A 25963-nucleotide genomic window follows, 5' to 3' on the forward strand; every position below is an offset into this window, starting at 1 on the left:
GCCGGGTACGGCATGTGGACTGCCTGACAGAAAGAACTGGCCGGTTCTTTCTGTACGGGAGGATAATACAAGGCCGGGTAAGGCGTAGCCGCCACCCGGCAACAACAGACCGCACCTTACCTCTTCATCTGCGACAAAATCGTCCGGCACTGATTGGCTTCCCCTTCTGATGGCGAAATCAACGCCAGCAGCGCCGCGGCTGGCGTGACCAGCGTCGCGAGCGCTGCCGCCACCGCACCGCGTGCAATCAGCGGCCCGGGTTTAACCCCCGCCTGCGGATTTTTGAAAGTGCCGCGCACGTAGAGCGGCGAGCGCAGGGTGATGATACGGATCCCTTTGCTTTCCGGGTCGATGGTTAAATCAAGCTGCTCAGAGGCCATGCTGGCGGTTCCGGTCACGTTGATTACCGCGTTTTCCGTGTCGAAGGCAAAAATCTGCGGCCGCGCCACGCCGTTAACCAGATCCAGATTCGCCGCCGCGCAGTTCACCCGCACCTCATCGTCACCAAAGATCTGCCCGATAATGTAGTTCCCGACGTTCAGCCCCAGGATTTCCATCAGGTTGCGGCTCACCAGCCCGTCGTTCATCAGTAGCTTGAGGTTGCCGTTACTGCTCCCGAGCAGCGCCGCCACGGAGTTCCCCACCCCGCGAATGTCCGCGTCACCGTTCATTTCACCGAGGGTTTTCTGCATTAGCTCTACGTTGGGCATCAGCTCTTTCAGTTTGAGCCTGCGTGCCTGAATATCAGCCCGGCCCTGCATCGGCTTTTTATCGCCTTCCAGATGAATGTTCGAGGAGATGGTTCCGCCCGCCATGCCAAACTTCAGCGGCTGCAGACGCAGGTCGGCATTTTTAAGCAGAATATGGGTTGAGAGGTTGCTGATCGGCAGCGTGCTGCCGTGCTCGATTTTTCGCCCTTTGAAGCGCACATCCGCATCCATTACATCCCACTTGTCGGTTTCAAAGCGATCGTAGGGCAGCACTTTCCCCGCAGGCTGAAGGTCTTTTTTGACCTCTTTCGACTTCGTGCCTTTGCCGGAATCGACGCCGATCAGAGGGCCCAAATCGGCAAGCCTCAGCTGGCGAGACTCCACATCCCCTTCCAGTTTCGGACGCGGTTTTCCAGTGGTGTAGGTCAGCGTACCGTGGATATCGCTGTCGCCGATACGGCCGTTGAAATTCCGATAGTCAAAGACAGACGATTTTTCCGTATCGATTTTGGCCACCAGATGCCCGTCCGTCTCAAACGGCGGCGTATCCGGCAGCAGCACGCCGGTGAGTTCGTAGAGCTCCCCCAGCGAATCTCCGGCAAACTTGAGCTGCAAATCAACCCCGCCCATGTTCATTGGATCGTTGACCGTGCCGGTAAAGGCGACTCGCGTGTTGCCGGAGCGGAAGTCCGCCTGCACCGGGAACGGGGTGCCTGCGCTTCGCAGCGCCAGCATGCCGCCAATTTTACCGGTGCCGGTCAGTGGCTGTCCGTTGTAGCGCCCGGTGGCCCGCAGGCCGAAAACGTAATCGCCCGCGCTGGCGTTATCCCCTTTCGCTTTGGTGCCGGTCACTTCACTGAACGGCAGCGGCTTACCCAGCGGATCGACCAGGATCTCCACGTCGGCCTTGCTGACTTTATCGTCGATGGCGATCCGCCCGCGATCGAACAGAATGTTATCGAGACGGAATGACCACGAAGAGGGCTGGGCATTGGGATCTTTCTCGCCGCTACTGGCGAGGTTAAAGGTCCAGTTATTGTTTTTTTCCGAGAGACGGATCAGGCGTGCATCGGGCTGCTGAAGCTTGATCCACGGCAGGTAGACGGTTTTTGTCAGAAGCGCTAACGGCGCCAGCGTGGCTTCAACCCGCGGAAGATGCACCATGGTGACGGCAGGAATATCCGGCGGATTGCCCAGAACGATGTCGTCGGCGTGAACATGCGGCCAGGGGATCCAGCTTCGCCAGCCGGTCTCTTCTTTCTGACGCTCCCAGACCACGCCCAAATCACCGCGTATCGCGAAGGGGCGGTTCAGTTCAGTTGAGACTTTCTGGTTGATGGTCGGCTTAAGACGGTTCCAGTCGAATGTCGCAATAATGATGATAGCGACCACGATCAACAACAAGAAAATCCCTGCTGTCCAGGAGATTACCCTGGTTGTTTTAGTCATTTTGATCCCCTTTTCCTGATGACCTGTCCTGTAAAACTATAGTCCAGACAAAGGGAAACGGGCGGTTCAGAGGTTGGTTATCACACCGTCGAGGGTATCCATGGGCACCGGACGTGAGAGGTAATAGCCTTGCGCGGCGGCGGCGGGTGAGTTTTGCACATCGCGCCACTCTTCCAGCGTTTCCACACCTTCCACAATGACGCCTTTGCAATAGCGGTTCATCAGCTGTAATAACAGCGTAAACAGATTCCGCCCTTCCGGGGTCTGGCGCAGCATAATGAACAGATCGCGGGCCACTTTGATGTAGTCGTAACGCACTTCGCTGAGGGCGGAGAAGTTCGCCATGCCGGTGCCAAAGTCATCCAGCCACAGGGGGCCAAATTCACACATCGAGGCAAAGGAGGATTCCTGCGGCAGGCGGACATGCTCCACCAGTTCAAAGCGCATCCACGGCAGGGTGGCGATAAGCTCCTGCAACTTCGCGTTCTGGCGCAGCGCCAGCAGGGTTGGGCCATCCACGTTGACCGAGGCCAGAATATCGTGCTGTTCGAAAAAGGCCTTTTTCGTTTCCAGCATGCGCAACTGCTCTTCCAGCACGTCCAGGCGCTGGCGCACGGCGACTTCGGCAAAATAGCGGTCCGGCGCGATACGCTGTGAAGGGTTAGAAGGGTGTGTAACGACCGTCAAAATTTCAATCGCCATCAGTCGACCGTCGGTACGATAGATCGGCTGGTAGGTATACACACGCTCACATTGCAGCCAGTAGCGATGCTCCTGCAAGTTCTCAATACTTGCCTCAGGCGTAGTGCTCAGCCGCTGGATAACCTGCTCTGACTTCATTTCAGATGTCCTGTTGTTGGGATGGCCTTTCTGGACTCGTCACTGGGTTATCGGCGCGATAATTGAGAACTTTATGTTCAATTCACCGGGAAAATGAAATTAAGATGACAGAAATGAACAGGAACACGCGCTGGCTCAAAAAAAATAATGGAACGATGTTTTAATATAGTTGACCTGATAATTCACACAGCGCACACTGCTTTTAAATACTCTGTTCAGGTTCATGATTATGTCCAAAAAAATTGCCGTTATTGGCGAATGCATGATTGAGCTGTCACAAAAAGGCGCGGACGTTAGCCGCGGTTTTGGTGGCGATACCTTAAACACCTCCGTGTATATTGCCCGTCAGGTGCCGCCGGAGGCCCTCACCGTGAACTACGTCACCGCACTGGGTACGGACAGTTTCAGCCAGCAAATGCTGGACGCCTGGCAGAGCGAACACATTGATACCTCGCTGATTCAGCGCATGGAAAACCGCCTGCCGGGTTTGTATTACATTGAAACCGATGATACCGGCGAGCGCACCTTCTACTACTGGCGAAACGAAGCTGCGGCCAAATACTGGCTGGAAAGCGGCGACGCAGCCGCCATTTGCGAAACGCTGGCGACGTTTGATTATCTCTATCTGAGCGGGATTAGCCTCGCCATCTTAAGCCCGACCAGTCGTGAAAAGCTGCTGTCGCTGCTGCGCGAATGCCGCGCCAATGGCGGGAAGGTCATTTTTGATAACAACTACCGTCCGCGCCTGTGGGCCAGCCGTGAAGAGACGCAGCAGGTTTACCAGCAGATGCTGCAGTGCACCGACATCGCGTTCCTGACGCTCGACGACGAAGATGCCCTGTGGGGCGAGAAACCTGTTGATGAGGTTATTGCGCGCACCCAGGCTGCTGGCGTGAGCGAAGTGGTGATTAAGCGCGGCGCGGCATCGTGCCTGGTGGCCGTAGCAGGTGAGGCGGTGATTGACGTCCCGGCGGTGAAACTGGCGAAGGACAAAGTGGTGGATACTACGGCGGCGGGTGATTCCTTCAGCGCGGGCTATCTGGCGGTGCGCCTGACGGGCGGCACGCCTGAAGCGGCTGCACAGCGCGGGCACCTGACGGCCAGCACGGTGATCCAGTATCGCGGGGCGATTATTCCGCGTGAGGCGATGCCTGCTTAAATAAGGTGCGGGCTGATGCCCTCACCCTGACCCTCTCCCATCGGGAGAGGGAATTTTTTGGATTACTGCCCCTGCGGAATATCCGTCGCGTCCTGATGCAGATCATCAGACGTTGCCGCCTGTGTAGGTTGCGGCGCGGCGGTCATGATTGAATCCCATGTCGCCTGCAGCTCCTTCATGTTGTATTCCGGCTCGCCTTTCGGCTGCAGAAGGACTAATCCCATATCCTGCGACAGCTGCTGACGTAAATCCTGATTTAACATATCGACGGTCAGCCCATTCAGGAAGTCCTGACGGAGCTTCTGGTACTGTTCCGGCGCGATGTCCACCACCTGATTCTGCAAGGAGCGAATACGCTGGCTGATCAGGATATCCGTATCGGCGCGGGCATAGGTGGCAAACAGCTTCTGCAGTTCCAGCTTTTTCTGCGCGACCAGCGCGTTGAACTCTTCTTCAGACAGGCCCTCTTTGCGCACTTTTGCCAGCTCTTTCGCCACCACGCCCAGATTGGCATTCAGCTTATCGCCAGGTGATTCGATATTAATGGCGCACTGGGCGCGCTGGAACAGCACCCGGCAGTCGAAGCCCAGCGCAATGTTCTTCACGCTGTTCTTACTGAGGCTCTGCTGAACGTGCCAGAACAACGCCTCACGCGTCAGATCCGCACGCCAGTAGCGCAGCAGCGCGGCGGATTCTCGGATAGGCTGCCAGGCGGTATCCCACATCATGGAGAGCCGGTCCTGACGCACGGCATCAGTGGAGATGCTGACTGGCTCTGTCCGCAGCGGGGAGAGCGTCGGGACAGGAGCAGGCGTCTCACGCTTGCCTTTCAGCTCGCCGAAGGCTTTGTTGATCTGCTCAACCACCGCGCGGCTATCCACATTCCCGACCACGATCAGCGTCATCGCGTCCGGGGTGTACCATTTCTGATAGAACGATTTTACCTGTTCGGCATCGACCGGCTGTTTCAGCGGCTCTGCCGGGTCGTGCCCAAGCAGCGCTGAGCCTTTCAGGCGATAACGCCACCAGCCCTCTTTGGTATCCGCAGGCCAGGTCGCCACCATATCGCTGTTGCTCAGCGCATAGTTAACGGTTTCCGGCGTGATCGCCAGATTGCCAGTGGCATCGGAGAGATACGTAAGGGCTTCTTTGAGCAGATCGTTACGGTTATTCGGCAGGCTCAGGTTAAACATGGTGTAGTCATACGAGACGACGGCTGGCGGCAATGGACGCTTCGGGTCAATGCCCTGCTGCCAGAGCGAACGCACCTGAACAGCCTGTAAACTGCCGCTCTGGGTGAGCGCCAGTCGGGGAATAAAATGGCTAAAGCCGGTCTGCTGGGTGCTTTCGGTGAGGGAGCCGGTATTCACAGACAGACGGATCTCAATACGATCGCTGGGACGCTGCGGCGTGGCTAACACCTGCCACTGAAAACCATTCGCCAGGGTCCCTTGTTGCCATGCCGGGTCTGGCTGGAGCGCATCTGCCTGCACATAACTGGCTGCTGCCATCATCAGCAAACCGCCGGTTAAGAGTCGAATTTTTGTGCCCTGCATGTGAACCCCTGATCAACATTCCTGGTTAAAAAGAGTGTCTCGCGACGCGCTTCACTCTAAAAGATGACGATGAAAACACGTCGATTAGACCGCGCGTTCGGCAAAACGTCACGGTGAGAAGTGCAATATACCCAAAAAAAATCTTGTCGAATTATGACAGGTACGAACAGTCATTATGCGCAGGAGCCCGCATTCCGACAAGGGAATGCGGGAATTTAGCGGAAAATCAGGAGGATAAACCCGGGTTTTTGCTATCAGAAGAGCGATTATTCAGCGTATCGTCGAGCTTTTTGTGATCCAGCTCTTTAACCCATTTTGCCACCACAACCGTAGCCACGCCGTTACCCACCAGGTTGGTTAACGCACGCGCTTCAGACATAAAGCGGTCAATACCGAGAATCAACGCCAGACCGGCCACCGGCAGATGTCCCACAGCGGAAATGGTCGCCGCCAGCACGATAAAGCCACTGCCCGTTACGCCCGCAGCCCCTTTCGACGAGAGCAGCAGCACCACCAGCAGGGTGATCTGATGGAAGATATCCATATGGCTGTTGGTTGCCTGTGCAATAAACACTGCCGCCATGGTCAGGTATATCGAGGTACCGTCGAGGTTAAAGGAGTACCCCGTCGGGATCACCAGCCCCACCACCGATTTACGACAACCCAGCTTCTCCATCTTATCGAGCATGCGCGGCAGCGCCGACTCAGAGGAGGAGGTCCCCAGCACAATCAGCAACTCTTCGCGGATATAGCGGATAAATTTGAAGATGCTGAAACCGGCCGCGCGGGCAATCGACCCCAGCACCACCACCACAAACAGAATACAGGTGATATAGAAGCAGATAATCAGCTGGCCGAGCTGTACCAGCGTGCCGACGCCGTATTTACCGATGGTGAACGCCATTGCCCCGAAGGCACCAATCGGCGCCAGGCGCATGATCATATTGATGATGCCAAAGATGACCTGCGAGAAGCTTTCAATGACGTTAAAGATCAGCTGGCCTTTGCTGCCCAGACGATGCAGGGCAAAACCAAACATGACGGCGAACAGCAGCACCTGCAGAATGTTTCCGCTGGCAAACGCCCCGATCACGCTGCCGGGAATGACGTCCAACAGGAAGGCGACCACGCCCTGATCTTTCGCCTGCTCAGCGTAAACCGCCACCGCTTTGGCATCCAGCGTCGACGGGTCGACGTTCATGCCAGCGCCAGGCTGCACCACGTTAACAATGATCAGACCGATAATCAGTGCCAGGGTGCTGACCACTTCGAAGTAAAGCAGCGCCACTGCACCGGTACGCCCTACCGCCTTCATGCTTTCCATGCCAGCGATACCGGTCACCACCGTACAGAAGATCACCGGGGCGATGACCATTTTAATGAGCTTAACGAACGCGTCGCCAAGCGGTTTCATTTGCGCACCCAGTTCCGGGTAGTAGTGACCCAGTAAAATACCGATTGCGATGGCTGTCAGGACCTGGAAATAAAGACTTTTGAAGAGTGAGGTTTTCATAGAATGTCCTTGGGAAGAAAAACCACAGGCTTTGTAAGGTTATGGTTAACCTGCGGCTCTAAAATAACACCCGCATAACAGGACAGAAATAAACTCAGTTCAAATTTGAAACACAAATGTTAAGAACTTTGAGCTGGCTCGCACAAGCCAGCAACAAAATTACACTTTTGCGTTATTGCCAGCGCCGGAAAGGTACCGTTGTTCAAAGACATCCGACGGGACGGCACGGGCAAACAGGAAGCCCTGGCCTTTCCCGACACCCGCCTCAGCCAGCCAGCGGCGCTGCGCTTCCGTCTCGATACCCTCAGCAATCAGATTCAGGTTGAGGCTACGCGCCATCTGAATAATGGCCTTCACCATGCTGCTGTCTTCCGGCAGCCCATCGACAAACGCTTTGTCGATTTTCAGGACATCCACCGGCAGCGTTTTCATGTGCTGAAGCTGACGCAGTCCGGCATAGCCCATGCCAAAATCATCCAGCGCGATGCGGATACCGGCGTTGCGCAGCGGTTTGAGGATCGCGACCGCCTCATTCGGGTCGTCAATACGACGGCTTTCCGTCACTTCCAGAATCAGCGTATCCGGCTGGATCCGGTAGCGATTGATGAGCTCCAGCATCTCCGAGACCATAGTGGGATGCATCAACTGCAGGGCAGAGAGATTGACCGACAGCGGCAGGTTGACACCACGCTCCTGCCAGGCGGCAAGCTGGCGGCATGACTCCTCAAGCACCCAGTAGCCCACCGTGACCATCAGACCACAGGACTCAATACGTTCGATTAACCCTTCCGGCAGCTCCCAGCTGCCATCCGGCTGTTGCACGCGCAACAGCGCTTCCGCGCTTTCCACTTCACCCGTCAGCAAATTGACCTGCGGCTGGAGCCAGAGGGCAAACTGATGGTTATCCAGCGCGGTGAGGATGTCGCTCTCTTCAGTCAGACGCTGCTGCGCCTTTTCCATCTGATCCGGGTCGAAGAACTGGATCTGGTTTTTCCCTTTGCGACGGGCGGTGAATGCCGCCGAGAAGGCGCGACGATAGAGCTGCTCTGCGGTCAGATCGCCATAGAACATGGCAATCCCAATACTGGCGCTGGGGCGAAGCTGAATACCCTGAATGGGCAGCCGCTCATTAATGACAGTGAGTACTTGCTGACCTAACGTGATCGCATGCCACGGCTCTTTCACGCCGTTCGCAATCACCACCAGGTCATAACCGCTGACCTGAGTCAGCACCATACGTGGAGCAAGCACCGATTTAACCTTTTCGACCAGCGTCAGTAACAGCATTTCACGCTGGCTCTCCTTGAGCACCCCAGCGGTATCCTGCAGGGTTTCACAGGCGATGACCATCAGCGCCGTGGTCTGCTGGCGCGCCACGGTCTGCTCCAGCATCGCCATCAGGAACGCTTTATTAGGAAGCTCCGACACCGGAAAACGGGTGGCGCTACTGTTCAGTTCATCCTGCTGACGCTGAATGCGCTGCTGGTTGAGGTTGTAGCTGCGCACCAGCATGCCGATCTCATCGTCATGATGCAGGCGGGGGAGCTCAAGCTGATGACCCATCTGCTCCTGGGGAGAAAGCGCGTTCAGCTCCCGGGCGATACGCCGCAGCGGGTGGACAATCAGCCGGTTAATGCACCAGGTCAGCGCCACGCTCAGTATCAGCGTCATAAGTAAGCAAGTGGTCACTAACGTAATAAACCAGCTCATGACGAATTTATACATGCGGTACGAGTCCGCCTGCAGAACAAGATAAGCCAGCGGCTGCGGATTCGCAGGGCGTTCAAGCGAGTAGATGGGTAGCGAAATTTGTACCGGCAGTTCAAACAGGCGCATCACCATCATCGGGACGGGACGTTCGGGGATAAAACTCATCCGCAGCGCCTGGAACTGGTTCGGCAGCACCACGTCTGCGCGGCTGACGACGCCCGCAGGCTGAATACGTTTTAAAATGGTTTCCGCTTCGGGAATATCGCCTTTCAGAATAGAAGCCGAAAGCGGGCCACGCACCGAGCGGGCAATACTTTCTAATTGCGAAGCCGTGTTATAGCGATTCTGCTGCACGGAATGAAACAGCAAAATGACGCAAAATAGCAGTACAAACAGCAAGGTGACAGCAGAAACCATCGCCATCTGTTTGATCGTTAAGGAACGGCTGACACGCAAAATGACTCTCCACAGAACTCGAAGCGCAGGGCGCACCAGGGTGTAAACCTGGCGCGCCTGAGTATACCCGATCGCCGCGCTTTTAAGAGAGACTTACAAATGGATTAAGTAAAATCCGATTACCAGTCCGCGTAGGGAATGAGCGGCTGTGGCGGTAAGTCCATATCACCCTGCCAGCCTGCGGCGGAGTAGCGTACATAGAGCAGCGCATGGCTTGGGGTATAGTCTTTCGCTTCCTGAATATCCACGCCAAGACCCACAAACCAGTTGGACGTGACCCGGCGCTCGACAATGGCCCGCGCGGTATAACCGGTGCCTGAGGAGCTGCTGCCGGTTTCCATCGCCCCCCTGTCGGTGTAGCGGCCTGGCTCATCGACGGGAATGAGTCCCTGAAGGGGATAGCGCAGCACATCGTTGGTTTTGGAGTGAGACCATGAGACAGATCCGCCCAGCTCCCAGGACCAGTTCTCCGTGCGTTTACGCCAGGTGACCGGCAGTGCAAAGGAGACATATTCCTGCGGGCTATAATAGCCGCCCTGACCCAGGGTATAGCCGCTCAGATCTTTATCGTAGTGCCAGAGCATGTTAGAGACACCGACAGTCAGGCGCTCGTTGTTTTTATTAATCAGCTTGTAGTAGTAACCGGTCATCCAGCGGACACGCCAGTTATCCTCTACATTTTTCCCGGTCAGCGATTCCGCATTCAGGCTTGACCAGATGCCGTTCGCCTCGCCTTTATCGTAGCTGATGCTCACGCCACCGCCGGTGGCGCGCACGCCGCCCCAGGTGGTGCCGGTATTGGTGTCTTTTTGCCCGGCAAAGGCCAGCAGAGAGCTGGAGATCGGGCGACGGTGGGCGTTAATGGTGTAGCCGATAGGACCGAGATCGTTGCTATAGCTCACCCCGCCGACCACATCCACCACGTCAAAGCCCATTGGCGTGGTGCCGATATCCCATGCCCAGGTTTTATTCTGCCAGCCCACGGCCACGCTTGCGCCGTTTGACGTCTGACTGGTGTTGCCGCGACATGGCGTTTCGGCACAGGTCCCCCATTTGGGATCGTAGGTGCCGTTGTTAGTGGCAAACGAACCGGCATCCATATTGACCAGATCGCTGCGGAAGAACATCCGTCCATCAGAGAGCGGCGCATCCACTTGCAGCATGGTGGTGTGGGCTTTCAGGTCGGAGTAGCCGCCGGTACCGCTGGAGCCCCAGTAGTCGTGCTGCAGCGTGACGTTAACATCCTGCTGGCGATACAAATCACCGGCATCGCTACGCACGCCGCGCTTCAGCCAGTCATCTTTTTCGTCGTTACGCGTCAGGCGCGTAAAGGTGTCATTGTCTGCCGGACGGGTGGTGGTGATGCCAGAGGAGACCATGGCATCTTTATAGGTCTCCAGCGCCTGCTGAGGCTGGCCATTTTGCGTCTGAAAACGTGCCGCATCACGCAGCACCAGCGCGTTTTCCATTGACGCAGGCTGTGATTTTGCCTGCGGAATGATGCTGTTGAACGTCTTTTCTGCGGCAGCAGAATCACCCAGCCCCGCCTGCGCCATCGCGATGCGGCGCTGCATGTTGAGCGACAACGGCTGGCCATTTTGCGTCGCAGGCAGTTTCGCCAGTTCGGCACGCGCAGCGTCTTTGTCGCCCTGCGCACTGTAGATTTCGGTCAGGCCGAGGATCGCATCTTCGTTTTGTGGCTCGCGCTGCAACACGCCGCTGTATGCCGTTTTTGCTGCACTGAGATCGCCTCGCTGCTGCGCCCAGTCCGCCAGGGTTAAATCGATACGGGTAGAAGCAGGTTGCTGACGAAGAAGATTTTCCGCCTCCTGCTCTTTGCCACTGTCGCGCAGGCGATTGGCGGTTTCGAGCACCTGATTACTTTGCAGGCGGTCGGCAAGCTCCTGAATATTGCCGTTCCACTGGCTGCGCGGCAGCGTCTCCAGATGGGCCAGCGCGGCACGATCCTGGTTGTTACCGGAAAGATAGAGCCCGTTGGCATACACCTGATCCGGGTCGGTCGGTTTCTGGCTGGCAAGCTGACGCATCAGGGTATCTGCCTGACTGCGCTGGCCTGCGCTGTAGAGATCGCGCGACAGGCGATAGGTGATCCATACGTCGCCTGGAGAGAGCGCCAGACGACGACGCTGAACCTCGGCGGCCTGGGCGTATTTGCCCTGGTTCTCCAGCTGCTCGGCCTGGGCGGAGAGTTGTTCGTTGGTCAGGCTACGTTCAATATCATCAATGCTGCGACGCTGGCTGGCGGAGAGCGACTGGATAAACTGCGAGGCTTTCTCCGGTGACTGTGCGCGATAAATATTGGCCAGTCCGCGGACCGCGTTACTGTTGCCGCTGTCCATGCGTAATGCCTGGCGATAATAGCGCTCGGCGGCGTCGTTATCTTTACGTGCCGCTGCGGCATCACCCAGCCCCAGCACCGCATAACTGTCGCTATTGTCGATAGTGCGCGCCTGCTGATAATAGCGCTCCGCCTGTGCCGGGTTATTCGCTTTCAGCGCCGCATCCCCCTGCTGGATCAGCAGCCAGTAGCGGTTCACCTTCAGCAAGCTGTCCCATTTGCCGCGGTTATCGCTCTGCGGATCGAGGGCGATCGCCTTTTCAAACTGTGCCACCGCGCGAGCACGGTCGCCTTTCTGGGAGTATGCCTGGCCCAGCGCGCCAATGGCTTCGCTGTCGGCATGGTTTGCGCTGACCGCCTTTTGCAGTTCCGCCACCGCCTTATCACCCTGTCCGGCATCCACTGCCGCCAGGCCTTGTGCTTTCGCACGGAAAGTTGGATCGGCGAGCTGTTTTTGCTGCGCTTCAAGCTGTGAACGCGCTGCGGTTACGTTCTCACCGTCACTGAATACGCTCAGGTACTTTTGCAGCGCGGAGACGCTGGCATTGCTGACAGGCTGGTCTTTGATCTGCGCATACCACATATCCGACGCCTGGCTGCGGCCATTGCTGGATTTGGCCATCTCCTGCAGCACCGCAAAGCCTTCATCACGGCGCCCGGTCTGGAACAGCAGCTGAGCCAGCGTCGACTGCAGCTGCGTATTGCCGGGGCTGCTGCTGTTGATCTTTTTCAACTGGTTAATGGCCGCATTGCGGCGGGCGGGATCTTTCGCCACCACATTCCAGTATTCTGTTGCCACGTCGCCGCCCGGCGGGTTGCCGTCGAACAGCTTGTCATAGGCGGCAATCGCTTCCTGGGTATGGCCTGTCGTGGCGAGTAAGCGAGCCTGCTGTAACTGCTGGCGGCCATCCGGCGTGGAAAGCAGCATCGTGTTGCGCGAGGACTGGTACGCGCTGGAACCGGGGGCGATCCCTTTCAGTCTATCCAGCTCTTTTTGCGCGCCGGCGTTGTCGCCCTGACGAAGCAGATAGCGAAAGCGTGCCGCAATAACGTCAGGGTTGTTCGGGTCGATCAGCTCAAGACGATAGAGCGACTGACGCACCAAATCTTCACGCTGCGTCGATTCCCCCAGGCGCACCTGCTCCAGCAGCTGTTGCTGCTGCGGAGAGTTGACGGCCTGAGCCAGCGGCATCAGCGCCAGGCCAAGCGATAAACTGAGTAGATTTACTGTGAACTTGCGCATTCCTGGCCCCAATCCGGTATTAATTCACCTTTTGTGGTGAAACGAAAACGATGCTGATCCCATCCTTGTCCAAAGAGAGTCAGTACATAACTGTAGTAAGCATTATTATCAGGAAAGTGGTCAGCCACGCGCTGGCGCTGGACGGCCTGCGCATCACGCTGTTGTAAAAAAGGCAGCATGGCGGCAGAGAAGCCGACCGGGCCATTGCCCGTGCGTGCTCCACTCACCACATTCACTTTTTCCGGTGGTACACCCTGTTTTGTTGTGGTGGCGGCCATCGGCCTGAAGCGCGCCAGCAGCCGGGCTTTTTGAGGATCGTTATCGTTCATCATCCCCACCCAGAGATAGACGCGGATGGCGTCATATCCCCCCACCAGCGGCGGCTCCTGCTGTAACCGCCAGCCTTTGTTTTTCTGGTATTGCACCCAGTCCGGCGAAAAACCTTTCGGCGCACTCTCCAGCAGCAAGCGCAGATTGGTCTCACGCAGGGTGGTCCACGGGGCGCCAAAACGCGTGAAGTAGCTTGCGAGCTGTGGTGGAAGATAGCTGGGATTAAAACGCCAGGCGTTCTCATCGACAAAGCCAACTTTACCGGGCAGCAGCATCAGACCGAGGCCAGGTACTTTCACCACTTCTTCGCGGGCGATGCGCTCGAGTAGCGCCTTGCCCGTACGGGTATAGTCAGCGTCTTTCCATAACCGCCCCGCTTCAAGCAGGGACCAGGCGATCCAGATATCGGCATCCGAGGCGGAATTGGTATCGATAACCGCCCAGGTGTCTTTGTCTTTTTGCCCCCATAACCAGGCGGGGAGCGTGTCGTCGAGATGCCCCCCGGCAAGGTTATCCCGCGTCCATGCCAGCACCTTGTCGAACGCTTTACGGTCATTCGCGGCGAGGGCAAAGAACAGCGCGTAGCTTTGCCCTTCCGAGGTAGTGATTTTACGCGTGTCGCTGGGATCAATGACCCGCCCGCCCTCGCTGATGTAATCCTGTTTAAATTTCTCCCAGGCAGGCCAGGTACAGGCGGCGCGCAGAGGCGCCGCTGCCAGCATCAACGCAATGACACACCAGCGAAAGGCTTTCATCACATCTTACTCATGATCCGGATTCAGGCGACGACGGCTGATGATACGCAGCAGACGCCACAGCACCCAGGCCAGCAGCACCACGCTGACGGCGGCCAGGATAGCGAGCAGAATCGGATGGTTAGAGAGCGCATACCACAGACGTTCGAACCATGGCAGATGCCCTACATAGTACACATCGCCTACGCGCAGGCTGTTCACGCCCGACTCACGGATCACCGACACAGAGCCGAACATCGCGGCACGTTTACCGCTGTCGTTCATCGCACTGTTGAGCAGTTCGTAGCCACGCGGGCTGTCTGCGAGCAGGGCAATCACGCTACGCTGATCGTTGTACGGTGACTGGAAGCCGACCACGGCCGCCATCGCCCCCTGAGACGTGACAGCCGTCTGCGCGCTGGCTTTACGATCGTTGATATCCGGCATGATGCTCGGGAACTCGGTCTGACGCAGCGGCGTGTTAACCCAGGACTGGGCTGCCTGAACCAGCAGATCGATACGCTTCTCATCCTTCAGCTTATCCGGGATGGAACCGATCACCATGATGTCCGCATCTTTGTTCTGAATTTGAGCGCCATCATCCGTCAGGGTAACGTTAATCGCCGGCAGGCCCGTTTGCGCGCCTACGGTCGCCATGGTGTCCAGCAGAGTCGTCACCTGCCCTTCATTTGGCGCTTTTGGCATCACAACAATGGATTCAGACAGGTCCGCCATACGGCTGAACGGGAAGCCCGCGTTAGCAAATGCCCGCAGATCCGGCATGGCGAGGAAGTGATAGTACTTCGAGAAGTCGATGGTCGATTCATCGCCAATCACGACGTGGTTCTGCACCGGCTGGAAGGTGATGCAGTTGTCCACCGAACCGCCCGGCATTGGATTCATGTACTGGAAATCAAAGCGCAGCTGGTTTACCGCCCCGAGCTTCAGCGCCGGGATGGAAACATCGGTTTTACCATCCAGCAGCCCCTGCAGTACCGGCAAACGCAGCAGCAGACGGTTCGTTTCCTGATTATTCATCAGATTAAACGACTGCAGGAACTGGTTATTCAGGCTGATATCCATGCGCGAACTGTCTTTGGTTGACGGCGCGGTGTAACGATAGTTGAGGTTCATATCGATACCGGTGGTGCGCAGCAGATACAGGTCCGGCGGCAGGTTCAGCGACAGGCTGACAGGAGACGGCTCAATCCCTGTCGACTGCAGCTGCTCTTCATAGGTTTTCAGCTCCCCGAAGGTGACGGCGCGGTCGGTACGTACCCAGTTTGGCGCGTCATAAGGTTTACGTGCCAGCAGCGGCTTGACCTCATCAACAACCACGCTGCTGCCGCGGAACAGGATATTCCCCTGCGCAATCGCTTTTGCCGCCTGCACCAGGTCTTTCTCATCACGCCCGAAAACCACCAGCAGCTTCACATACGGGTTATCCGGGTGGCTTATCATCTCAATGGTCGGCGCTTTTACGTCCGGGTGCTCACGCAGGAAAGCAGGACGCTTCGCGTTGGTCGCAAAGATGATGGCATTTCTGTCAGGGATCTTGTCATACATAACCGGGAAGTTCTGCCCGCGCCAGCCGGAACGGGAGCCGAACCAGGAGGCCACGATGGTCGCTGCCAGTTGCTCCGTGACGTCCGGTGAGGACGCAAAGACCATCGGCAGGTTTAACGGGCGATTATCACGCGGATCGAAGAACGGCACCGGGAACGCGGAGAGATCGTTTTTCAGCGCCAGCGACTGGTAGGTCATCTGCAGCGATGAGTTACGCCCGACATCCATCCACAGCGTGTTGCTGGCCGGGTTTTCGCAGACGTCACGGTAGTGGCCCACGAATTCCAGACGGATACGGTTAAAGTCGGTGATAAACAGCGGGTTGATCGGCACCTGAGCCAGGGTTTTCTTACCCAACTGCTCTTTGGTGACCGGCAGCACGTCCATCAGCTCGTCATTCAGGTAGACCTTCAGCTGAGACTGGGTCGGCAGCAGCGAAGGAGAAGGGGTATATTCCAGGTTCAGCACCGCCTTCGACACGACCTCATCGCTGCGCATACCAAACTCAACGCCGCCTTTAGGATTGACGCCGCGCAGCACCATGCTGCCCGGAGGCGGCGCAATCTGCGCAAAGGTGAGCTTCACGTCCCGCGACGGGGCATTCTCTGTGACAACAGGCGCATTAGCCCCCGGAACGCCCGGCATCACCTGCCCCACAACCTGCGCGTCGGCCGGCAGGGTATTTCCCGCTGTCGGCTGGTTGGGAACGAGATTTTCTGTTTGACCGGGCGCCGCAGTGACTACCGGTTCGGTCGCTTGCGACACCACAGGCACCGTAGGAGCTGGCGTGGCCGCGGCGTTATCAGGCGCTGCGTTAGCCATTGTTGCAGGGAGCGTACTCATCCCCATTGCCACTGCACATAACCAGGAAAGTTTTGTTTTCATCGCGTTATCATCATTGTTGAGCCATAACCGGGTCCGCCTGCTTCGCCTCATCCCGCTCAGGACGACGAGGAATGAACGACACGACCCAGGAAACCAGCGAAGTAAGTGACCGGAAAATTATTTTCACCGACGACGGGGCAAATTCTGCAAGGTGACGATAGCCACGGAACCCCAGCTTCAGAATATCCAGCAGGCTTTCCAGAGGTTTATCTTCAGGGAAGCTGTCCTGCCAGAGAGCCCACGTATCCGCGCGGGCAAACGTACACTGCACAAAATCAATATGTTGCTTCCTGGTCAGCGGCATCAGCTGCAGACCCACTTCATTGCCTGCCACACGCACAACCTGTGTCGGGAAGACATACTCCTGCTGGCCACGCTTAAGCAACAGGTTAACCTTCTGCCCTTCCAGCACCTTCGCCTGACCGTTGATTTTGATACCCAGACCACCGTCGGAGAAGTCATGAACGGTACAGGAGAAGAGATGACCATCTTCACGGGCTATCGCCGCAGGCATGCTGATTTCAACACGATGCGCGCGACGTACCTGCTTGCTTTCCACCGACACCGCCACTGCGCCGCCAAGGATAATCAGGTTGTAAAATACCCATGCCATACTGACGAACACCGTCAGGATTTCGTTTTCCGGACCGTAGAAGTAGCGCCAGATACCGGCAATTACCCCCACAATGTTCAGCAGCACCAGGAAGATGTACGGACGGGAGATCACCCAGTCGACATACTCCTCTTCCACCAGGCCCCCCTTCGCGGTGACGTTAAACTTGCCTTTATGCGGGTTAATCAGCGCCACCATCGTTGGCGGCGCGATGTACCAGGCCAGCACCGTTTCGTAGATTTCACTCCAGAATGAGTGGCGATACTTGCCCTGAATCTTCGAGTTGGTCAGGCTCGCGTGGATCATGTGCGGCAGAACAAACAGCGCAATCATCAGCGCGGGCGCGTAGATGATATAGGCGTGAAGAAGCAGGAACGCCAGCGGCGCGGTCAGGAAGATCAGCCGCGGAATACCGGATAAGAAGTGGAACATGGCGTTGACGTAGCACAGACGTTGCGCCAGCTTGAGGCCTTTACCCAACAGCGGGTTATCAAGACGGAAAATCTGTACCATCCCGCGCGCCCAGCGAATACGCTGGCCGATATGCGCCGACAGGGATTCCGTCGCCAGACCGGCCGCCTGAGGGATACGCATATAGGCAGAGGTATAGCCGCGACGGTGCAGGCGTAGCGAGGTATGGGCATCTTCGGTAACCGTTTCAACCGCGATGCCGCCAATTTCATCCAGCGGTTTACGGCGGATAACCGCACAGGAACCGCAGAAGAAGGTCGCATCCCACATGTCATTGCCGTCCTGCACCAGGCCATAGAACAGCGTGCCTTCGTTCGGGGTCTTACGGAAACGGCCGAGGTTACGTTCAAACGGATCCGGCGAGAAGAAATGGTGCGGCGTCTGCATCATCGCCAGCGCTTTCTCTTTCAGGAACCAGCCCATCGTCATCTGCAGGAACGAGCGCGTCGGCACGTGGTCGCAGTCAAAGATGGAGACAAACTCCCCTGTCGCATACTTCAGCGCGTTGTTGATGTTCCCGGCTTTGGCATGTTCGTGAGAGGTGCGGGCGATATACTCAACGCCCACCTCTTGCGCGAACTCACGGAACGCGGCCCGACCGCCGTCATCCAGGATCCAGATTTTGAGCTTATCTTTGGGCCAGTCGATGCCCAGCGCGGCATAAATGGTATTTTTCACCACGCTCAGATCTTCGTTATAGGTCGGCACAAAGAGATCGACAGTCGGCCACTGCGACGTATCTTTTGGCAGCGGAACCGGCTGGCGGTTGAGCGGCCAGATCACCTGGAAATAGCCCAACACCAGCACGATCCAGGCGTACGTTTCAGCAAACAGCAGCACCAGACCGCATACCAGACTAACCGGATCATCCCAGTTCAGCGTTGAGGTATAACGCCACCAGATATAGCGGCAGGAGACGGTCAGTGATAACACTATCAGCATCAGGGCGGAGAAGCGCCCCGGTATACGCCGCACCAGCAGCGCCACGCCCCACAGCAGGATCAGGAAAGTGAACTGCGCCAGCGGGTTAAAGGGTTGCGTGATACAGACCAGCGCCAGAATGAGCGAGAAGACAACAATCACGCCCAGAATAAAACGCCGTAAACCCGGGTGCAGATGCCCGAGTTCTTTATGGTTATCCAGATGGCTGGTCTTATCGCCCACGCGGTCAGGCAGCCTGTCCAGCCACTGATGATAGCGTTCGCGTAAAAGCTGGACCCGGCTGAAGCTGCGCCAGTGCGGCGTCTTTTTCTCCTGCCGCGGCGACGTAACCACCAGCCAGATGGCCTGAATGATGTACCGCGCCGGATCTAACGGCCGTGGACGGTCAGGATTAATGTGCGGATACAATTCACTGTGTCGCGCACGAATGCGCTGCCAGCGGGGGTGCTCGAGGGGGATGAACATCCAGGCCAGAATCATCCAGAAACAGCCGAACGCGGCGCTAAATGCCGAGGCACCATGCCGGCGATAATGCCGGTAATGGTCGCTTAAACGCGAACTGACCGGCGGGATGAGTAACCAGCTGGCGAGTCGACTCATACCGTACCCCTGGCAGGATCCGCCTCTTGGGCGAAGTGCAGCAGACACCAGTTCGCCAGCGTCAGGATCTCTTCTGCCGCCAGCGAATCGCTACGATACTCGCCAAGTGGCTGTTTGGAGGCGAGGCATTCCGCCATCCCCTCATCACGATGGATCACAATCGGCAGCAGACGACGCTGGCTTTGCAGCCAGACCTGATACAGATCGTCCTGGATCTGGCTACCAATGCGTAAATCGTTAATCAGGATATGGCTATTCTGGGGCAACCCCTGCTGATGTAGACGGATATGGCAATTAGCATCGACGTTCACAATGGAGAGCACGTGGTCGCACTGGGCAATCAGCTGTCGGGTCAGCGTGCCGGCACCGTGCGGCAGATCCAGCAGGATCCACTGATAATGGCCTTTTTCTTTGAGGCTCTGCAGTGCGAGTGTGAATTGCGAAAATAAACGCTGATAGGCGGCTTCATTCTCACGCTCTGTCGTGGTCAGTTGACCAAACGGCAGGAGATCGAGCTGGGAGGTGTAACGCAGACCCGCATCACGCCAGTCTTTATCATCAAGCAACGCGCGGGCCCAACCCTCTGTACGGGTAAAGTCGACGTTAAATGACATACGCAGCAAATTATCGGCGCAGGCGTCAATCACCAGCACCGATTCACCTAAAAGCTGTAATGACCACGCCAGCGCCGCGGTAACGGATGTTGTACCCACTCCACCACGGACGCCCTGTAATCCGAGTATGGCCATCAATGGCTCCCTTATTGTTGTTGGGTAAATTCAGCTAATAACGGCCAACGTTTAATAGCCGCAGCCAACTGTTCCCGCTGGGAAATATCGGTGTAATCTATTTCAGGTAAAGAAAAGGCCTGCGTCAGCGCCAGAAAATCGTTTTGGAATGTGTAACCCAGGGTCGAATCGACTGGGGTTCCGGGTTCGTTATTATCCATTTTTTTCCATCCCTTTGAGTATCGTTTTACTCTCTGAAGTCGCGAGGCTTCCTGCCCTGTGAAATTTCATTTACATGCTAAATCTGATGCTCTTTAATTTCAATGTTAGGTTTATTTCTACGCTTTCGCTAGTAAACTGATATACAGATAAATTAGACGAAAAGAGGGACACCGTGGACTCCATATTTTCTATTGGCATCCAGTCATTATGGGACGAATTGCGCCACATGCCAGTCGGAGGAGTCTGGTGGGTTAATTCGGATCGTAATGAAGATGCTATCAGTCTGGTAAACCAGACAATTGCCGCGCAGGGTAAGGACTCCCGGGTCGCTGTCATTAGTATGGGCGAAGACCCGAAGCAAATTATTACGCTTGAGCGAGACCGCGGTCCACAGACGGTACGCTTGTTTTCCATGCCGTCGGAAGCAGATAGTCTATACTATTTGTCCCGCGACATTCAGTGTTCCATCAATCCAGACCGCTTTTTATTGATTCTTAAATGTTCACATAATGCCCTGCAAAATATCCCGACGGAGAAACTGCTGCAGTGGCTGGAAAAAATCAATAAATGGGCAAAATTTCAAAATTGCACGCTATTGATAATCAATCCCGGCAGTAATAACGACAAGCTGTTCTCACTTTTAATGGCGGAGTATCGCTCGCTATTCGGCCTGGCGAGTCTGCGCGACCAGGCGGGCAGCTATCTCTACGATATTGCATTCTGGTGTAATGAAAAAGGCGTGAGCGCCAGACAGCAACTTACGCTTAAACATATTGACGGCGAGTGGCACCTTGCCCAGCAAGAAGAAACCGTGGTGCAACCGCGCAGCGATGAAAAACGGATCCTGAGCCATATTGCGGTACTGGAGGGGGCGCCCGCGCTGTCTGAAAACTGGTCCCTGTTTGAGTCCAATGAAGCGCTTTTTCATGAAGCCCGAACGACGCAGGCGGCAACCCTTGTTTTCTCGCTGATGCAGAACAATCAGATTGAAACGCTGGCACGACAAATTCATACCTTACGTCGTCAACGCGGCAGCGCGTTAAAAATTGTGGTACGCGAAAACAATACCAGCCTGCGTGCCACGGACGAGCGTCTGCTTTTGGGCTGTGGCGCAAACATGGTTATCCCGTGGAATGCCCCTCTGTCACGCTGCCTGACGCTTATCGAAAGTGTCCAGGGGCAGCAGTTCAACCGCCACGTACCGGAAGATATTTCCACGCTGCTTTCCATGACCCAGCCGATGAAACTGCGTGGTTATCAGAAATGGGATACCTTCTGCGATGCCGTTGGCAACATGATGAACAACACGCTGCTTCCTTCAGACGGGAAAGGGGTAATGGTTGCCCTGCGTCCTGTACCGGGGATCCGCGTGGAACAGGCGCTCACCTTATGCCGCCCGAACCGTACCGGGGACATCATGACGATTGGCGACAACCGCCTGGTTCTGTTTTTGTCTTTTTGTCGGGTGAACGATCTCGATACCGCGCTGAACCATATCTTCCCGCTGCCTACCGGGGATATTTTCTCAAACCGTATGATTTGGTTCGAAGACAATCTGATCAGCGCTGAGCTGGTGCAGATGCGTGCCCTCGCGCCTGAAAACTGGGTGAAACCGCTACCTGTCACGAGCGATGTCAAACCGATCCTCAATGCACGGCATGACGGCCATGTCTGGCGTCGGGTTCCGGAACCCCTTCGCTTATTAACTGAGAATGGGGAGAACGCACCATCATGAATATCAGCGATATCATTCAACTGGTTGTATTCTGTGCGCTGATCTTTTTCCCGCTTGGTTATTATGCACGCCATTCACTGCGCCGTATTCGCGATACGGCCAGAATGGCGTTTGGCAAACCTCGCTATGTCAAACCAGCCGGAACACTGACACGGGCAACACACGTCAAGGCAGACCGAAAACATGACTAACTCAACTTATACCGCTTCGTCACCATCGCCTCTGTGGCAATACTGGCGCGGCCTTTCCGGCTGGAACTTCTACTTTCTGGTGAAGTTTGGTCTGCTGTGGGCTGGCTATCTGAACTTCCATCCTCTGCTGAACCTGGTGTTTATGGCCTTCCTGCTGATGCCGCTGCCCAATATCAGGCTGCATCGCTTGCGTCACTGGGTTGCCATCCCGCTGGGTTTTGCGCTGTTCTGGCATGATACCTGGCTGCCGGGGCCGGACAGCATCATGAGTCAGGGTTCGCAGGTCGCCGGGTTTAGCGCCAGCTATATCCTCGACCTGACCGAGCGCTTTATTAACTGGCAGATGATTGGCGCGGTCTTTGTGCTGCTGGTTGCCTGGCTGTTTCTGTCACAGTGGATCCGCGTCACGGTGTTTGTCGTTGCCATTATGATCTGGCTGAACGTTCTGACGCTGGCTGGGCCAAGTTTTTCCCTGTGGCCTGCCGGTCAACCGACCAGCACGGTGACCACCACCGGAGGAAGCGCGGCAGCAACCGTTGCTACGGCAGGCGACACGCCGGTGGTGGGTGATATTCCAGCGCAGACCGCACCGCCGACCTCAACCAACCTGAATGCCTGGCTTTCCAGCTTCTACACCGCGGAAGATAAGCGTCAGACTAAATTCCCGGATGCACTCCCGGCGGATGCTCAGCCGTTTGAACTGCTGGTAATTAACATCTGCTCCCTCTCCTGGGCTGACGTTGATGCGGCTGGTTTAATGTCGCACCCGCTGTGGTCGCATTTCGATATCCAGTTTAAAGACTTTAACTCTGCCACCTCGTACAGCGGCCCGGCGGCCATCCGCCTGCTGCGAGCAAGCTGCGGCCAGCCATCGCACAAGAATTTGTATCAGCCCGCTGGCAACCAGTGTTATCTGTTCGATAACCTGGCGAAACTGGGCTTTACGCAGCATCTGATGCTGGGGCATAACGGTCAGTTCGGTAACTTCCTGAAAGAGGTGCGTGAACAAGGGGGTATGCAGGCACCGCTGATGGATCAAACCGGGCTGCCGGTCACGCTGCTGGGCTTCGACGGCTCGCCAGTCTATGACGATACCGCCGTGCTACAGCGCTGGTTGCAGACCATTGAAAAAGACAGCAATCCGCGCAGCGCCACGTTCTATAACACCCTGCCCCTTCACGACGGTAATCACTTCCCGGGCGTGAGTAAAACGGCGGATTACAAAGTGCGTGCGCAGAAGTTCTTTGATGAGCTGGATGCGTTCTTCACTGAGCTGGAAAAATCTGGCCGTAAAGTGATGGTGGTTGTCGTTCCGGAGCACGGTGGGGCGCTGAAAGGCGACAGAATGCAGGTGTCCGGCCTGCGCGATATCCCCAGCCCATCCATTACCAACGTGCCTGCCGGGATTAAATTCTTTGGTATGAAGGCACCGCATCAGGGCGCACCGATTGAGATCACTCAGCCAGTCAGCTATCTGGCCATCTCTGAGCTCGTGGCCCGCGCGGTCGATGGTAAGCTGTTTGTGGAAGATAGCGTGAACTGGGATCAGCTCACCAGCAATCTGCCGCAAACCGCGGAAGTGTCAGAGAATGCGAATGCGGTTGTCATTCAGTACCAGAACAAACCGTACGTTCGCCTGAACGGCGGAGACTGGGTACCTTATCCGCAGTAAGTTCTCCAGACCCTCTTCCCCTCGGGGAGAGGGAATAATAGCCATCTTCCATCCTCTAGGGCGCATACTTATTTATTCAGCGCTGCGCAGGGAGATCTCACCGCCCACCCAGGGCTTGATGACGCCATCCTGCTCCAGGAGCAGGGCACCCTGTGCATCAATGCCGCGAGAGATACCGTAGATCTCCTTATCACCAATCAGCAGTTTCACCGGTCGGTTGATAAAGTTATCGAGTTTTTCCCAACGAGACAGGAACGATGCCAGCCCTTCCTGTTCAAAGAGAGACAGGGAGGTACGCAGCTCTTTAATCATACGCACGGCAAGCGTGTTGCGATCGATGGTGATCCCCGCTTCCTGCAGGTTGGTCCACGCCTGATTCACCACATCGCTTTGCACATTTCGCATCACCATATTGAGACCGGCACCAATGACAATTTGCGCCGCATCGCCTGTTTTTCCCGTCAGTTCGACCAGAATACCGGCAAGCTTACGATCGTTCAGGTAAAGGTCGTTTGGCCATTTTACCCGTACCTTATCCGCGCCAAGTTCGTGCAGAACTTCCGCCATAACGATACCAATCACCAGACTCAGACCCACTGCGGCGGCAGGCCCCTGCTCAAGGCGCCAGTACATGGAAAGATAGAGGTTTGCGCCAAACGGTGAGAACCATTTACGCCCGCGACGGCCGCGCCCGGCCTGCTGGTACTCTGCAACGCAGGCATCTCCTGATTCCAGCTCGCCTATCCGCTCCAGCAGGTACTGGTTTGTCGAATCGATGACCGGCAATACGGCCACGTTACCCTGCCCTATCTGGCTGCGGATGAGTTCTTCATTCAGGAGCTGAATGGGTTCCGGCAGGCTGTAGCCTTTTCCGGGCACGGTGAAGACATCAACCCCCCAGTCGCGGAGGGTCTGAATATGTTTATTAATGGCAGCACGGCTCATGCCCAGCTGCTCACCTAATTGCTCGCCAGAATGAAACTCACCGTCGGCCAGGATGCCAATCAGGGTTAACGGGATGGTATTGTCCTTCACGCGATAGCCTCCACAGCATTCACTTCACCCGTCCGACCAATGAAGCGGACTTCCGGCTCCAGCCAGACGTTAAATTTCTCACCCACTTGCTGACGCACATGGTGCGCCAGTTGCACCACGTCGTCGCTGGTCGCATCGTGTTGATTGATCAGCACCAGAGCCTGCTGACGGTGAACCGCTGCGCCGCCCACGGTAGTACCTTTTAACTGGCACTGATCGATAAGCCACCCTGCGGCCAGCTTCACGCTGCCATCCGCCTGCGGGTAATGCGGGGCAGTAGGCCATTTAGCCAGCAATGTTTTCGCGTTTGCGCTGCTTATGACGGGGTTTTTAAAGAAACTGCCGGCATTTCCGTTTACTTTGGGATCGGGCAGCTTGGTCATGCGCATATGGCAAACCGAGTCAAACACATCGCGAGGGGTGACGGTTGCCGGATCGAGGCGCGTTAAATCACCATAGGTCAGCACCGGCTGCCAGGTTTTGGACAGACGCAGACCCACGGCGACAATGACGTAGCGATCCTGATATTCATGTTTGAAGATGCTGTCACGGTAGCCAAAACGGCACTGCTCTGCCGTTAAACGCTGAGCCGTACCGGTCGCCAGCTCAATGCAGTCGACATAGTCGCACACGTGTTTGAGTTCGATGCCATACGCACCGATATTTTGAATGGGTGATGACCCCGCGCAGCCCGGGATGAGAGCCAGGTTTTCCAGTCCCGGCATCCCTTTTTCGAGGGTATACTGCACCAGTTGATGCCAGTTTTCGCCGGCACCTACGCGCAAACGCCAGCTATCGGCGCACTCTTCGACCTCAATTCCCATGATGCGGTTAATAATGACCGTCCCGGCAAAATCATCGAGAAACAGGACATTGCTGCCTTCGCCCAGAATCAGTACGGGTTCGTTGTTTTCTGTTGCGCGTTGCCATGCATCCAGCAGTTGCTGGGCCGTATCGGCGCGTACAATGTGATTAGCATTCCGTTGAATACCAAAGGTATTCCAGGGCTTAAGGGAGTGGTTCATAGGCGCTATCCTGATGCAAAAACGCAGGTAGTTTACCGTATAAGCAGCACGTTGTGGGGAATTAGTTTGTGCAGCGCAGAAACGCAAAAAGGCCATCCTTTCGGATGGCCTCTTCACTTATTTGATGCCTGGCAGTTCCCTACTCTCACATGGGGAGACCCCACACTACCATCGGCGCTACGGCGTTTCACTTCTGAGTTCGGCATGGGGTCAGGTGGG

At 56.3% G+C, this 25963-nt stretch carries 17 protein-coding genes and 1 rRNA gene; 4 read left to right on the top strand and 14 right to left on the bottom strand.

The features are described from left to right. Window positions 1–116: 116 nt before the first annotated feature. Together AC2FAK_RS22280 and pdeH are read right to left on the bottom strand one after the other, a co-directional pair. Window positions 117–2159, bottom strand: coding sequence for an AsmA family protein (locus tag AC2FAK_RS22280; protein WP_095455759.1), 2043 nt, complete (start codon window positions 2157–2159; stop codon window positions 117–119). Window positions 2160–2225: 66 nt separating this feature from the next. Further along, on the bottom strand, window positions 2226–2999 hold the full coding sequence (gene pdeH, locus AC2FAK_RS22285) for a cyclic-guanylate-specific phosphodiesterase (protein WP_013099209.1): 774 nt from the start codon (window positions 2997–2999) through the stop codon (window positions 2226–2228). A 229-nt stretch (window positions 3000–3228) separates the two neighbouring features. Here pdeH and kdgK point away from each other — a divergent pair, with 229 nt between their 5' ends. Then, on the top strand, window positions 3229–4158 hold the full coding sequence (gene kdgK / locus AC2FAK_RS22290; protein ID WP_047024141.1) for a 2-dehydro-3-deoxygluconokinase: 930 nt from the start codon (window positions 3229–3231) through the stop codon (window positions 4156–4158). Between the two features lie 62 nt (window positions 4159–4220). On the opposite strand, the gene AC2FAK_RS22295 is transcribed toward kdgK, so the two are convergent. The 9 genes from AC2FAK_RS22295 to bcsR all read right to left on the bottom strand — a co-directional run bounded on the left by AC2FAK_RS22295 (window position 4221) and on the right by bcsR (window position 20085). Further along, window positions 4221–5714: a M16 family metallopeptidase gene (locus tag AC2FAK_RS22295; RefSeq protein ID WP_013099212.1), complete on the bottom strand. Its 1494-nt coding sequence runs from the start codon at window positions 5712–5714 to the stop codon at window positions 4221–4223. Window positions 5715–5940: 226 nt separating this feature from the next. Further along, window positions 5941–7227: a dicarboxylate/amino acid:cation symporter gene (locus AC2FAK_RS22300; protein WP_013099213.1), complete on the bottom strand. Its 1287-nt coding sequence runs from the start codon at window positions 7225–7227 to the stop codon at window positions 5941–5943. 159 nt (window positions 7228–7386) lie between these two features. Continuing rightward, window positions 7387–9393, bottom strand: a complete 2007-nt coding sequence (hmsP, locus tag AC2FAK_RS22305) for a biofilm formation regulator HmsP (RefSeq protein ID WP_095455760.1) — start codon at window positions 9391–9393, stop codon at window positions 7387–7389. Between the two features lie 119 nt (window positions 9394–9512). Next, a complete protein-coding gene (gene bcsC, locus AC2FAK_RS22310) occupies window positions 9513–12995 on the bottom strand; it encodes a cellulose synthase complex outer membrane protein BcsC (protein ID WP_095455761.1) in 3483 nt (1160 codons plus the stop codon). Then, the gene (gene bcsZ, locus AC2FAK_RS22315) at window positions 12977–14080 is read right to left on the bottom strand and encodes a cellulose synthase complex periplasmic endoglucanase BcsZ (protein ID WP_029883688.1); all 1104 of its coding nucleotides are present in this window, start codon (window positions 14078–14080) and stop codon (window positions 12977–12979) included. Before bcsZ ends, bcsC begins: the two co-directional genes overlap by 19 nt. Window positions 14081–14086: 6 nt before the next feature. Further along, on the bottom strand, window positions 14087–16510 hold the full coding sequence (bcsB, locus tag AC2FAK_RS22320; RefSeq protein ID WP_048972551.1) for a cellulose biosynthesis cyclic di-GMP-binding regulatory protein BcsB: 2424 nt from the start codon (window positions 16508–16510) through the stop codon (window positions 14087–14089). Between the two features lie 10 nt (window positions 16511–16520). After that, a complete protein-coding gene (gene bcsA / locus AC2FAK_RS22325; protein WP_029883686.1) occupies window positions 16521–19136 on the bottom strand; it encodes a UDP-forming cellulose synthase catalytic subunit in 2616 nt (871 codons plus the stop codon). Further along, window positions 19133–19885: a cellulose biosynthesis protein BcsQ gene (bcsQ, locus tag AC2FAK_RS22330; RefSeq protein WP_013099219.1), complete on the bottom strand. Its 753-nt coding sequence runs from the start codon at window positions 19883–19885 to the stop codon at window positions 19133–19135. Before bcsQ ends, bcsA begins: the two co-directional genes overlap by 4 nt. Window positions 19886–19896: 11 nt before the next feature. Beyond that, window positions 19897–20085 carry a cellulose biosynthesis protein BcsR gene (gene bcsR / locus AC2FAK_RS22335; RefSeq protein ID WP_013099220.1) on the bottom strand — a complete coding sequence of 63 codons (189 nt, stop codon included), beginning with the start codon at window positions 20083–20085 and terminating at the stop codon, window positions 19897–19899. Between the two features lie 173 nt (window positions 20086–20258). On the opposite strand from bcsR, the gene bcsE reads away from it, so the two are divergent. Genes bcsE through bcsG form a run of 3 tightly spaced genes read left to right on the top strand, consistent with a single transcriptional unit; the run spans window position 20259 to window position 23684 of the window. After that, window positions 20259–21821 carry a cellulose biosynthesis c-di-GMP-binding protein BcsE gene (gene bcsE / locus AC2FAK_RS22340; protein WP_095455762.1) on the top strand — a complete coding sequence of 521 codons (1563 nt, stop codon included), beginning with the start codon at window positions 20259–20261 and terminating at the stop codon, window positions 21819–21821. Beyond that, window positions 21815–22012: a cellulose biosynthesis protein BcsF gene (bcsF, locus tag AC2FAK_RS22345; RefSeq protein ID WP_028027931.1), complete on the top strand. Its 198-nt coding sequence runs from the start codon at window positions 21815–21817 to the stop codon at window positions 22010–22012. Before bcsE ends, bcsF begins: the two co-directional genes overlap by 7 nt. Beyond that, entirely contained in the window at window positions 22005–23684 is a 1680-nt protein-coding gene (bcsG, locus tag AC2FAK_RS22350) for a cellulose biosynthesis protein BcsG (RefSeq protein ID WP_020686118.1), read from the top strand. Before bcsF ends, bcsG begins: the two co-directional genes overlap by 8 nt. 72 nt (window positions 23685–23756) lie before the next feature. On the opposite strand, the gene birA is transcribed toward bcsG, so the two are convergent. From birA to rrf, 3 genes are all read right to left on the bottom strand, one after another. Beyond that, on the bottom strand, window positions 23757–24719 hold the full coding sequence (birA, locus tag AC2FAK_RS22355; protein WP_013099224.1) for a bifunctional biotin--[acetyl-CoA-carboxylase] ligase/biotin operon repressor BirA: 963 nt from the start codon (window positions 24717–24719) through the stop codon (window positions 23757–23759). Continuing rightward, window positions 24716–25744, bottom strand: a complete 1029-nt coding sequence (murB, locus tag AC2FAK_RS22360) for a UDP-N-acetylmuramate dehydrogenase (protein ID WP_095455763.1) — start codon at window positions 25742–25744, stop codon at window positions 24716–24718. Before murB ends, birA begins: the two co-directional genes overlap by 4 nt. Before the next feature lie 126 nt (window positions 25745–25870). Further along, window positions 25871–25963: ribosomal RNA gene (gene rrf / locus AC2FAK_RS22365) — 5S ribosomal RNA — on the bottom strand; the annotation flags it as partial.

Source organism: Enterobacter cloacae complex sp. 394F7 (genome assembly GCF_057320385.1).

Bases quoted from the DNA above. Each gene is read 5' to 3' on its own strand.
- AC2FAK_RS22280 (WP_095455759.1), bottom strand. From the start codon at position 2,159: ATGACTAAAACAACCAGGGTAATCTCCTGGACAGCAGGGATTTTCTTG.
- pdeH (WP_013099209.1), bottom strand. From the start codon at position 2,999: ATGAAGTCAGAGCAGGTTATCCAGCGGCTGAGCACTACGCCTGAGGCA.
- kdgK (WP_047024141.1), top strand. From the start codon at position 3,229: ATGTCCAAAAAAATTGCCGTTATTGGCGAATGCATGATTGAGCTGTCA.
- AC2FAK_RS22295 (WP_013099212.1), bottom strand. From the start codon at position 5,714: ATGCAGGGCACAAAAATTCGACTCTTAACCGGCGGTTTGCTGATGATG.
- AC2FAK_RS22300 (WP_013099213.1), bottom strand. From the start codon at position 7,227: ATGAAAACCTCACTCTTCAAAAGTCTTTATTTCCAGGTCCTGACAGCC.
- bcsC (WP_095455761.1), bottom strand. From the start codon at position 12,995: ATGCGCAAGTTCACAGTAAATCTACTCAGTTTATCGCTTGGCCTGGCG.
- bcsZ (WP_029883688.1), bottom strand. From the start codon at position 14,080: ATGAAAGCCTTTCGCTGGTGTGTCATTGCGTTGATGCTGGCAGCGGCG.
- bcsB (WP_048972551.1), bottom strand. From the start codon at position 16,510: ATGAAAACAAAACTTTCCTGGTTATGTGCAGTGGCAATGGGGATGAGT.
- bcsA (WP_029883686.1), bottom strand. From the start codon at position 19,136: ATGAGTCGACTCGCCAGCTGGTTACTCATCCCGCCGGTCAGTTCGCGT.
- bcsQ (WP_013099219.1), bottom strand. From the start codon at position 19,885: ATGGCCATACTCGGATTACAGGGCGTCCGTGGTGGAGTGGGTACAACA.
- bcsR (WP_013099220.1), bottom strand. From the start codon at position 20,085: ATGGATAATAACGAACCCGGAACCCCAGTCGATTCGACCCTGGGTTAC.
- bcsG (WP_020686118.1), top strand. From the start codon at position 22,005: ATGACTAACTCAACTTATACCGCTTCGTCACCATCGCCTCTGTGGCAA.
- murB (WP_095455763.1), bottom strand. From the start codon at position 25,744: ATGAACCACTCCCTTAAGCCCTGGAATACCTTTGGTATTCAACGGAAT.